Source organism: Kineococcus siccus, from assembly GCF_009906795.1.
Classification (GTDB): domain Bacteria; phylum Actinomycetota; class Actinomycetes; order Actinomycetales; family Kineococcaceae; genus Kineococcus; species Kineococcus siccus.
In genome coordinates, this window is the sequence record NZ_JAAALN010000152.1 from 1 (window position 1) to 10,471 (window position 10,471).

At 75.2% G+C, this 10,471-nt stretch carries 10 protein-coding genes; 7 read left to right on the top strand and 3 right to left on the bottom strand.

All coding sequences use genetic code 11. From position 1 onward, the window contains the following. The first annotated feature begins 272 nt into the window (after positions 1 to 272). From GTR02_RS15525 to GTR02_RS15550, 6 genes are all read left to right on the top strand, one after another. Positions 273 to 1,634 (top strand): 8-oxoguanine deaminase, encoded by a 1,362-nt coding sequence (locus GTR02_RS15525; RefSeq protein WP_166608401.1) that lies wholly within the window; start codon positions 273 to 275, stop codon positions 1,632 to 1,634. Positions 1,635 to 1,769: 135 nt separating this feature from the next. Further along, positions 1,770 to 2,039 carry a metal-sensitive transcriptional regulator gene (locus GTR02_RS15530; protein ID WP_338073849.1) on the top strand — a complete coding sequence of 90 codons (270 nt, stop codon included), beginning with the start codon at positions 1,770 to 1,772 and terminating at the stop codon, positions 2,037 to 2,039. 62 nt (positions 2,040 to 2,101) lie between these two features. Then, positions 2,102 to 2,419, top strand: a complete 318-nt coding sequence (locus GTR02_RS15535) for a rhodanese-like domain-containing protein (RefSeq protein ID WP_166608402.1) — start codon at positions 2,102 to 2,104, stop codon at positions 2,417 to 2,419. Positions 2,420 to 2,477: 58 nt separating this feature from the next. Next, complete coding sequence (locus tag GTR02_RS15540; RefSeq protein ID WP_205709386.1) at positions 2,478 to 3,917, top strand: MBL fold metallo-hydrolase; 1,440 nt, start codon at positions 2,478 to 2,480, stop codon at positions 3,915 to 3,917. A 36-nt stretch (positions 3,918 to 3,953) separates the two neighbouring features. Further along, positions 3,954 to 4,649, top strand: a complete 696-nt coding sequence (locus GTR02_RS15545) for a rhodanese-like domain-containing protein (RefSeq protein WP_166608403.1) — start codon at positions 3,954 to 3,956, stop codon at positions 4,647 to 4,649. 16 nt (positions 4,650 to 4,665) lie between these two features. Continuing rightward, positions 4,666 to 5,421, top strand: a complete 756-nt coding sequence (locus tag GTR02_RS15550) for a sulfite exporter TauE/SafE family protein (protein ID WP_205709387.1) — start codon at positions 4,666 to 4,668, stop codon at positions 5,419 to 5,421. A gap of 24 nt (positions 5,422 to 5,445) precedes the next feature. Here GTR02_RS15550 and GTR02_RS15555 read toward each other — a convergent pair whose 3' ends face one another. The 3 genes from GTR02_RS15555 to pdhA are packed head-to-tail and all read right to left on the bottom strand — an operon-like array spanning position 5,446 to position 9,020. After that, the gene (locus GTR02_RS15555) at positions 5,446 to 6,828 is read right to left on the bottom strand and encodes a 2-oxo acid dehydrogenase subunit E2 (RefSeq protein WP_166608404.1); all 1,383 of its coding nucleotides are present in this window, start codon (positions 6,826 to 6,828) and stop codon (positions 5,446 to 5,448) included. Positions 6,829 to 6,870: 42 nt separating this feature from the next. Further along, positions 6,871 to 7,869, bottom strand: coding sequence for an alpha-ketoacid dehydrogenase subunit beta (locus GTR02_RS15560; protein WP_166608405.1), 999 nt, complete (start codon positions 7,867 to 7,869; stop codon positions 6,871 to 6,873). Continuing rightward, entirely contained in the window at positions 7,869 to 9,020 is a 1,152-nt protein-coding gene (pdhA, locus tag GTR02_RS15565; protein WP_338073850.1) for a pyruvate dehydrogenase (acetyl-transferring) E1 component subunit alpha, read from the bottom strand. Before pdhA ends, GTR02_RS15560 begins: the two co-directional genes overlap by 1 nt. Positions 9,021 to 9,407: 387 nt before the next feature. Here pdhA and GTR02_RS15570 point away from each other — a divergent pair, with 387 nt between their 5' ends. Further along, positions 9,408 to 10,346, top strand: coding sequence for an alpha/beta hydrolase (locus GTR02_RS15570; protein WP_166608406.1), 939 nt, complete (start codon positions 9,408 to 9,410; stop codon positions 10,344 to 10,346). Positions 10,347 to 10,471: the final 125 nt, after the last annotated feature.

The window sequence follows — 10,471 nt, forward strand, 5'->3', positions numbered from 1 at the left end:
ATAAGAGACAGGGGGAGGCCCGCCCCTTCGGCACGGCCCGCGACGGCGGGGGCAGGGGCGGTGATGGCGGTGGCAGTTCCGGAGGCCGTGGGAGCGACGCCACGGCGGCCGCGAGGTGCTGCACGGCGCACGTTCAGGATAGGTGGTTGAAAGCGGTTGCGCCACGTCACGCCCCGTCACCTGCCCTGGGCAACGAGTCACCAGACCGGTTGCGCCGCAGAGCGGTGGGGCACCTCCGGACGGGCGCCGCGCGCCTGCGGAAGGATGCGGCCATGGCCGACCTCCTGCTCACCGGTGCCGCGATCGCCACCGTCGACGCCGCCGGCACCGAGCACGCCACCGGGCACGTGCTGCTGCGCGACGGCGTCGTCGCCGCGCTCGGGCCGGGGAGCGCGCCGCCGGCGCTGCGGGCGGGCGACGTCCGCGTCGTCGACGTCGCGGGCTGCCTCGTCACGCCGGGCCTCGTGAACACCCACCACCACCTGTACCAGTGGGCGACCCGGGGTCTCGCCGTCGACGAGGGCCTGTTCGCCTGGCTCACGACGCTCTACCCGCTGTGGGCGCACCTGCGGGCCGAGGACGTCGAGGCGGCGGCGCGGGCGGGCCTGGCCCGCCTCGCCCTCACGGGCTGCACCACGACGACCGACCACCACTACCTCCACCCGCGCGACGGGGGCGACCAGCTCGCGGCGACCGTCGAGGCGGCCGGGACGGTGGGGCTGCGCTTCTCCCCGACGCGGGGCTCGATGGACCTCGGCGCCTCGGCGGGCGGCCTGCCCCCGGACTCCGTCGTGGAGGACGTCGACACGGTCCTGGCGGCGACGGCCGACGCCGTGCGGCGCCACCACGACCCGGCGCCGGGCGCGATGGTCCGCGTGGGCGCGGCCCCCTGCTCGCCGTTCTCGGTGACGCCGGAGCTGCTGCGGCAGACGGCGCAGCAGGCCGCGGAGCTCGGGATCCGCCGGCACACCCACCTCGCCGAGACGGCCGACGAGGAGGAGTTCTGCGCCCGGACCTTCGGCCGGCGCCCCGTCGAGGTCCTCGAGGACCTGGGCTGGCTCGGTCCCGACGTGTGGCTCGCCCACGCCGTGCACCTGTCCGACGCGGACATCGCGACCCTCGCCCGCACGGGCAGCACGGTGGCCCACTGCCCGAGCTCCAACGCGCGCCTGGGCGCCGGGGCGGCGCGGGCCCGGGACCTGCTGGACGCGGGGGTCCCCGTCGGCCTCGGGGTGGACGGTGCGGCCTCCAACGAGCAGGGCGGCCTGGCCGACGAGCTCCGGCAGATGGTCTACACCGCACGGCTGCGCGGCGGCCCCACGGCGATGTCCGCGCGGGACGCGCTGCGGGCCGCGACGTCCGGCGGCGCGGCCTGCCTGGGCCGGTCCGCGGAGATCGGCTCGCTGGAGGTGGGCAAGCGCGCGGACGTGGCCGTGTGGGACCTCACCGGCCTGGGCCACGCCGACCTCGACGACCCCGTCGTGGCCCTCGTGATCGGCCCCACCCCGCCGCTGCGGCTGTCGACCGTGGAGGGCCGCGTCGTCGTCGAGGACGGGCAGCTGCGCACGACCTCGGAGCAGCAGGCCGTGACGGACCTGGTCGCCGCCCGGCGCCGCCTGCTCGGCCGGGCCTGACCCCGGCGCCGCACGGACGGGCGGACGGCGCCCGGCACGGGGCCGCTCGTGCACGGGGCACTGGCGGCGACGAGCCCGGTGGCGCTACCTTGTACCCCCCGGGGTATCCCGGGCAGGACGGTGGAGGAGACGGCCGTGGACGTGGACACCAGCCAGCTGACCGACGTGGTCGCCCGCCTCAAGCGAGCGCAGGGCCAGATCGGCGGCATCGTCAAGATGATCGAGGAGGGTCGCGACTGCTCCGACGTCGTCACCCAGGTCGCGGCCGTGTCCCGCGCCCTCGACCGCGCCGGGTTCAAGATCATCGCGACGGGCATGCGGCAGTGCCTGGTCGCCGACCGCGACGGCACCGAACGTCCGCTGAGCGACGCCGAGCTGGAGAAGCTGTTCCTCTCCCTGGCCTGAGGGCACCCGCCGGCACCGAGCGCCGCGAGCCCGCGGCGCACCCCCACCTGGAGGAGACCACCATGGACGCCCAGACCGCCCACACCCGCCGTGCCGACGTCACCGTCGTGGACGTGCGCGAGGACGAGGAGTGGGCCGCGGGCCACATCTCCGACGCCCGGCACATCCCCCTGGGGCAGCTGCGGACCCGCCTCGGTGAACTCGCCCCGGAGCGGGTCCTGGTGACCGTCTGCCGCAGCGGCAAGCGCAGCGCGAAGGCGCACGCGCTGCTCACCGCCGCGGGACGCAGGGTCGACGACCTCGACGGCGGCATGCAGGCGTGGGCCGCCGCCGGCCTGCCGGTCGTCACCGACGACGGCCGCCCCGGCACCGTCGCCTGATCGCGCACCGACCTCCGTTTCGCCGACAGATACCCTACGGGGTAGGGAAGGCAGCGCCATGAGCACCTCGACCGAGCGTCCGGGGGACCGCACCCTGCAGGTCGTCACCATCGAGACCACCAGCCTCGGGGACCGCAGCTACCTCGCGACCGACGGCACCACCGCGGTGGTGGTCGACCCGCAGCGCGACATCGACCGCGTCCTGGACCTCGTGCGCCGGCTCGGCGTGCGCGTGACGCACGTCCTCGAGACGCACGTGCACAACGACTACGTCACCGGCGGCTTCGAACTCGCCGCCCGCACCGGGGCGCACTACGTGCTGCCCGCGGACAGCCACGTGGAGTTCGCGCACACCGGGGCGGGCGACGGTGACGTCCTGGACGCCGGCGGTTTCCGCGTCCGGGCCCTCCACACGCCTGGACACACCCACCACCACACCAGCTACGCCCTGGTGAACTCCGCGGCGACGGTCGAGGCGGTCTTCACCGGCGGGTCGATGCTGTACGGCTCCACCGGACGCACCGACCTCGTCTCCCCCGAGGACACCGTGGACCTGACCCACCAGCAGTTCCACTCCACCCGGCGCCTCGTCGCGGAACTGCCGGCCTCGGCGGCGGTCCTCCCCACCCACGGCTTCGGCAGCTTCTGCTCGGCCACGCCGACCACCGGGGACGCGTCCACCATCGGCGAGCAGGCCGCCGTCAACCCGGCACTGACCCAGGACGAGCAGACGTACGTCGAGACCCTGCTGGCCGGACTGGACGCCTTCCCCGCGTACTACGCGCACATGGGCCCGGCCAACCGCCGCGGCCCGAGCCCGGTCGACCTGTCGAGGCCCGCACCGGTCGCACCCGAGGACGTCCGGCGACGCATCGACCGCGGGGAGTGGGTGGTGGACCTGCGCCGGCGCACCGCCTTCGCCGCCGGTCACCTCGCCGGTTCCTACGGCTTCGAGCTGTCGACCGGCTTCGTGACCTACCTCGGCTGGCTCTACCACTACGGCACCCCGCTGACCCTCGTCGGGGAGGACGAGGAGCAGGTGGCGCGAGCCCGTCGGGAACTCGTCCGCATCGGGATCGACCACCTGGCCGGTGCGGCCACCGGCGACATCGCCACCCTCGCGGGAGGGACCGTCGCGGACGGGGCACTCCGCTCCTACCGCGTCAGCGACTTCGCCGGCCTCGCCCGGCGCACCGCGTCCGCCCACGCGCTCGGCCCGGTGCGGGTGCTGGACGCCCGCCGGTCCGACGAACGCGCGGCGGGCGCGGTCCGCGGCTCGCAGCACGTCCCGCTGCACCAGCTCGCCGACCGCCTCGACGAGGTCCCGGAGGGCGAGGTGTGGGTGTACTGCGGTTCGGGTTACCGGGCCTCCATCGCCGCCGGCGTCCTCGACCGCCACGGGCGCGAGGTCGTCCTCGTCGACGACGCCTTCACCAACGCCGGCCCCGCCGGGCTCGACGTGGAGGCACCCTCCGCGGGTTCCGCCGTACACCCCTGACCCGCCCGACACCCAGCCACCGCACCAGGAGAACCCTTGAGCACCAGCACCTCCGACACCAGCACCTCCGACACCAGCACCTCCGACACCACCGCCTCGGGCGCCGGCCGCCTCGACCGCGTGGATGCCGCCACGGTGACCCTGTGGCTGCAGCGCGCCGACGCGGTCACCGTCATCGACGTCCGCAGTCCCGGGGAGTTCGAGGCGATGCACATCGCCGGCTCCTACAACGTGCCCCTCGAACTGCTCGGCGAGCACGCCGCGTCCTTCGCCGCCCGCCTGCGGCACCACGAGGAGCACCAGGTCGTCCTGGTGTGCCAGTCCGGGGCCCGGGCCACCCAGGCCCGCCGGCGCCTGGCCGGGGTCGGCGCGGCGAGCCTGCACGTCCTCGACGGCGGGGTGCCCTCGTTCGCCGCGGCCGGCGGCGAGGTCGTGCGGGGCACCGGGCGCTGGGCCCTGGAGCGCCAGGTGCGCCTGGTCGCGGGCTCCCTCGTGCTGGCCTCGACCCTGGCCAGCCTGGCCGCACCCCGGGCCCGCTTCGTCGCCGGTGGCATCGGGGCCGGGCTGACGTTCTCGTCGCTCTTCGACCTCTGCCCGCTGGGTGCGCTGCTGAGCCGGTTGCCCTACAACCGCGGTCCGGGCAGGCCCGACCTGACGTCGGCGCTAGAGCAGCTGCCCCACCCGTCCGGCCCGCGCGGGGACGACGTGCAGGACCCGGGCGCCCCGTCGTGACGAGCTCCGCGTGGTGATGGTCGTCGTCGCGCTGCTGGGGGCGGTGATCGGGCTGCTGCTGGGCCTGCTGGGCGGCGGAGGTTCCATCCTGGCCGTGCCCGCGCTGGTCTACGGGGCGGGCCTCCCCCTGGCCGCGGCGGTGCCGACCTCGCTGCTGGTGGTGGGCCTGTCCTCGGCCACCGCGGTGCTGACCCGGCTGCGTCGGGTGCAGTGGCGCCTCGGGGGCGTCCTCGGCGCTGCCGGCGCCCTGGCCACCGTCGCCGGCACGGCGGTGAACCGCCTGCTCCCCGACCGGTGGGTCCTCCTCGGCTTCGCGCTCGTCATGGTGGTCGCCGGCGTGCGGATGCTCCACCCGGGTCGCCAGGACGCCGACCTCCCGCCCGGCGGGAGCGCCGACTGGCGGCGCCGCCTCCCTCGAGCGATCGGCGCGGGCCTCGGCGTGGGGTTCCTGACCGGCCTGTTCGGCGTCGGGGGCGGCTTCCTCGTCCTCCCCGCCCTGACCCTCCTGCTGGGGCTGCCGATGACGACCGCCGTACCGACCTCGCTGGCCGTCGTCGCGCTCAACTCCGCTGTCGGCTTCGCCGCCCACGCCCGCGGAGGCTCGGGGATCGACTGGCCCACCGCCGCGGCGTTCGCGGCCGCGGCGATGACGGGCTCACTGGCCGCGGCCCGGCTGAGCGGGCGACTTCCGGCCGCGCACCTGCGACGAGGGTTCGCCGTCCTGGTCCTCGTGGTCGCCGTCGTCGTGGTCGTGGAGGCCCTGGGGGGCTGAGCACCGCAGGAGGCTCAGGCGCGGTCAGGTCCAGGCGAGCGCGCGGACCGGGTCCTCGAGGACGGCGGCGATGTCGGCGAGGGCGCGGGAACCGCTCTCCCCGTCCAGCATCCGGTGGTCGATGGACAGCCCCAGCGTCACCGTCTGCCGCTTCTTGACCTTGCCCTTGTGCACCCAGGGACGTTCGGCGATCCGCCCGACCGCGAGGATCGCCGCCTCGCCGGGGTTGAGGATCGGCGTCCCCGTCTCGATGCCGAAGGTCCCGACGTTGGTGATCGTGATGGTGCCCTCGGAGAGGTCCTTCGGCGTGGCGCGGCCGTCCCGCGCGGTCGCCGTCAGCGTGCCGAGCGCGACGGCGAGCTCCTTCATCGTCATCTCGTCCGCGTCCTTGACGTTCGGGACGAGCAGCCCGCGCGGGGTGGCGACGGCGATGCCGAGGTTCACGTAGTTCTTCACCACGATCACCTGGTTGTGCTCGTCCCAGGTCGAGTTGATGTCGGGGTTGCGCTGCACGGCGACGATGAGCGCCTTGGCCACGAGCAGCAGCGGCGACACCCGCACGCCCTCGAACTCCCGGTCCTGCTTGAGCATCTGCACCATCCGCATGGTGCGCGTCACGTCGACCGTGGTGAACACCGTGACGTGCGGGGCGGAGAACGCGCTCTCGACCATCGCGGCGGCCGTCGCCTTGCGGACCCCGCGGATGGGCACGTGCCGCTCGCGCGGGTGCTCCTCCACGCGGCGCTGCGGTTCCGTGGGCGCGGCGGGCACGAGGGCCAGCACGTCCGCCCGGGTCACGGTCCCGCCGGGACCGCTCGCCCGGGCGGCCGCGAGGTCGACCCCCAGGTCGCGGGCCAGCTTGCGCACGGGCGGCTTCGCCAGGACGTGGACCGCGCCCGCCGGCTCGGCGGCGCGGGCGTCGGGGGCCTGCGCCTCGGTCTCCTCCCCACCCGCCTGCGGCGGTGGGGAGAGCTCCGGCACGGCGACCTCCAGCGGGGTGAGGTCGGCGGCGGGCTCGGTCGCGGCGGCGGGCTCGGTCGCGGCGGCGGGCCCCCGCCGGCGACGCCGGGCCGTGGCCTCGCGCGTGCCGTACCCGACGAGCGTGGCGCCGGAACCCTCCTCCGCGGCCGCCTCCCGCGCCGCGGCGGGCGCGGGCGTCACCGAGCCGTCGCCGACGACGACGATGGCCGCCCCGACCTCGACGGTCTCCCCCTCCGCGGCGAGCAGCTGCTCGACGGTCCCGGCGTACGGGCTCGGCAGTTCCACGAGCGACTTCGCCGTCTCGATCTCGACGAGGACGTCGTTCACCGCGACGACGTCGCCGACCTGGACCTTCCAGGAGACGATCTCGGCCTCGGTGAGGCCTTCACCGACGTCGGGCAGGGCGAAGCGCTGGGGACCGGGCACAGTTCCTCGGAGGTTCGGGGCGGAGCGGACAGGTCGGCGGCGTCAGGCCGCGAGGGCCGCCTCGACGGCGTCCAGCACGCGGTCGACGTCGGGCAGGTAGTGGTCCTCGAACCGCGCGGCGGGGAAGGGCACGTGGAACCCTCCCACGCGCTGCACGGGGGCTTCGAGGGAGTAGAAGCACCGCTCCTGGATGCGGGCGGCGAGCTCCGCACCGGGCCCGTGGAACGTCGGCGCCTCGTGGACGACGACGAGCCGGCCCGTGCGGCGCACCGACTCCGCCACGGTGTCGACGTCCAGCGGGGAGATCGAGCGCAGGTCGACCACCTCGAGGTCCGAGCCGTCCTCGGCGGCCGCCGCGGCGGCGTCGAGCGCGAGCCGGACCGTGGGGCCGTAGGCGACGAGGGTCGCGTCGGTGCCGGTGCGCAGGACCCGCGCCCGGTGCAGGGGCGCGACCTCGCCGGGGGCCAGGTCGACGTCCACGTCGCCCTTCTCCCAGTAGCGGCGCTCGGGTTCGAGGAACAGCACGGGGTCCGCGCAGGCGATGGCCTGCTGGATCATCCAGTAGGCGTCGTGGGCCGACGAGGGCGCCACGACGCGCAGGCCGGCGGTGTGCGCGAACAGCACCTCGGGGCTCTCGGAGTGGTGCTCCACCGAGCCGATGCCGCCGCCGGAGGGCATCCGGATGACGACCGGCACGGTGAGCCGGCCGCGCGTGCGGGCCCGCATCTTGGCCAGCTGCGTCACGATCTGGTTGAACGCCGGGTACACGAACCCGTTGAACTGGATCTCGCAGACCGGCCGGTACCCGCGCAGCGACATGCCGAGCGCGGTGCCGACGATGCCGGCCTCCGCGAGCGGCGTGTCCAGGACGCGGTCCTCGCCGAAGTCCTTCTGCAGGCCGTCGGTGACGCGGAAGACGCCGCCGAGCTTGCCGATGTCCTCGCCCATGAGCAGGACGCGGGGGTCGCGCTCCATCGCGGCGCGCAGGCCCGCGTTGACCGCCTTGCCCAGCGCCATCCTCTGGATCCCTGCGCGTTCCATCAACGTCCCCCTCCGGCCGGCGACTGCTCGAGGTCCTGCTCGTGCTGGGCCCAGGCGGCGAGGAACGCGTCGCGCTCCTCCTCGACCTGCGCGTGGGGTTCCGCGTACGCGTGGTCGAACATGCCGACCGGGTCCGGGTCGGTCATGCCCCGGACACCCGCGCGGATGCGCTCGGCGAGCGCCTCGGACTCGGCGGCCAGCTGCTCCTCGAAGTCGTCGTCCAGGACGCCCTCGGCGCGCAGGTAGGTGCGCAAGCGCTCGACCGGGTCCTTCTCGCGCCACTGCTCGACCTCGACGGCGTCGCGGTAGCGCGTCGGGTCGTCCGACGTCGTGTGCGCGCCCATCCGGTAGGTCCACGCCTCGACGAAGGTGGGGCCACCGCCCGCGCGGGCCCGGTCCAGGGCGCTGCGCACGACCGAGAGCACGGCGAGCACGTCGTTGCCGTCGACCATCACGCCGGGCATGCCGTGTCCCTCGGCGCGGCGGTGCAGCGGGACGCGGGCCTGCCGCTCCACGGGCTCGGAGATGGCCCACTGGTTGTTCTGGCAGAAGAAGACGACGGGCGCGTTGTACACCGCGGCCCAGCCCAGGGCCTCGGACGCCTCCCCCTGCGAGGTGGCCCCGTCGCCGAGGTATGCGAGGACGGCCGTGTCGCGGGCCGGGTCGCCCGTGCCCATGGCGCCGTCGCGCTGGACGCCCATGGCGTAGCCGACCGCGGGCAGCAGCTGGGCCGCGATGACGAGCGTGTAGGGGTGGACGCCGTGCGCCACCGGGTCCCAGCCGCCGTGGTCGATGCCCCGGTAGATGCTGAGGATGTGCAGCGGGTCGACCTCGCGCGTCAGCGTGGCGCCGTGGTCGCGGTAGGTCGGGAAGAGGTGGTCCTGGTCGCGGACCGCGCGGGCGGCGCCGATCTGCGAGGCCTCCTGGCCGCGCGTGCCGACCCACAGGCCCAGCTCGCCGGTCCGCTGCAGCGCCTCGGCCTCGCTGTCGAAGCGGCGCAGCAGCACGAGGTCGCGCAGCAGCCCCAGCAGCTCGTCGGGCTCGAGGTCGGCGTGGTGCTCGGGGTGCTCGTGCCGGACACCGTCGGCGTCGAGCAGCTGCACCATCGTGGGAGCCCCGCTGGTCGTGGGGCTGACCGCTCCGTCGGTCACGTGCACTCCTCCATGGGCCGTCGGGCCGTGGGCGGGGAGCTTCCTGCTCAGCGTCTCAACCTACGGTTCCGTACCTTACGGAGACGTACGTTACGCAGGCGTAGCCCAGACCGCCAGGAGCACGCGCCGTCGTACCGCCGGACGTGCTCCCCGGACGCCGGTTCCGTGGCCTCGCCGCACACCCTCCGCCACCGGTGGCGACCGTCCGTGACCCCTCCCGGGTGCCGCGTGCTCCAGGAGGGTGCACCTGGCCCCGGCGGGCGCCCCGGCCGACCCGGCCGGGTGAGAATCACCGGGCGCGCGGCCGCCGGGCGAACCGTCCGGAGCGCGCGACGCCGCGGGGACCGAGCCACCCCGGGGCGCGCTCCGACGACCGAGAGGCCCCCCTTGAGCAGTCCAGCCCCCTCCTCCCCGGGCCCGTCGGGCACCGGGCGCGGCCCCCGGCCCGGCCTCCTGGTGGCCGTCGGCGTCGTCGTCGTCGCGGGTCTCGTCGGGGCGTACCTGCTCGTGAGCCTCCTGCGCGACGGCGGCGCCACCACGGCGAGCCCCGTGGCCACCGCCGGGCCGCCGTCGACCCCGTCGGGCGCCCCGTCCACCAGCGAGGCGGGCACCGACCCGCGCGGCTGCGACGCCCCGGGCGGCGACCTGCGCTTCGACACCCAGCTCACGGGCTCCGACGGCCAGCCCGTGCCCTACAGCGTGAGCCTGCCGGCGGACTACTACACGGCGTGTCGCGAGTACCCCGTGCTGTTCGCGCTGCACGGTCGCGACCAGAGCAACGCGACCTTCCTCCCCGAGGCCGAGCTGCTGCGCGGTGCCGTCGACGACGGCGTGCTCGACGACGTCGTCATCGTCACGCCGGACAGCAACCGCGACGGGCGCTGGGAGGGCCGCTACGACACCGCGTTCATCGACGACCTCGTCCCCCACGTCGAGCAGACCTACCGCGTGCTGCCCGGGCCGGCGCACCGGCTGCTGGTGGGCTGGTCCATGGGTGGGCACGGCGCCTTCCGCTTCGGCGTCGAGCACCCCGGGGACTTCGCCGCCGTGTGGGCGGTCGACGGCGCCATGAGCCGCGAACCCAGCCAGTACCTGGAGTTCCTCGACGGCGTGCGGGCCCAGCAACCGCCGATCAGGAGCGTCGGCGGGAACCTCAACGGCGACCGCGTGGAGCAGGTCATCGACCTCTTCGCGGCCGAAGGCGTCGAGTTCCCCTACGAGCGCCTCCCCCTCGAGCACGAGTTCCCGCTGTTCGTGAGCGCGGAGCGCGACGCCGGCTGGCCGACCCTGGCCTGGATGGACGCCCAGCTGGGCGCCACCTCCTGACCCGACGCGAACCCGTGCCGGGTCGGCCGGTCGGACGACGCCGCAGCGGCTCCCCCGGTGGGAGGCTGCCGCGGTGACCACGGACCTGCCGGCCCCACCCCGCAGTGCCCCGCTGACGTGGAAGA

What these genes read in the sequence shown, in the direction of transcription:
- GTR02_RS15525 (WP_166608401.1), top strand. Translation starts at nt 273, where the DNA reads ATGGCCGACCTCCTGCTCACCGGTGCCGCGATCGCCACCGTCGACGCC.
- GTR02_RS15535 (WP_166608402.1), top strand. Translation starts at nt 2,102, where the DNA reads ATGGACGCCCAGACCGCCCACACCCGCCGTGCCGACGTCACCGTCGTG.
- GTR02_RS15540 (WP_205709386.1), top strand. Translation starts at nt 2,478, where the DNA reads ATGAGCACCTCGACCGAGCGTCCGGGGGACCGCACCCTGCAGGTCGTC.
- GTR02_RS15550 (WP_205709387.1), top strand. Translation starts at nt 4,666, where the DNA reads ATGGTCGTCGTCGCGCTGCTGGGGGCGGTGATCGGGCTGCTGCTGGGC.
- GTR02_RS15560 (WP_166608405.1), bottom strand. Translation starts at nt 7,869, where the DNA reads ATGGAACGCGCAGGGATCCAGAGGATGGCGCTGGGCAAGGCGGTCAAC.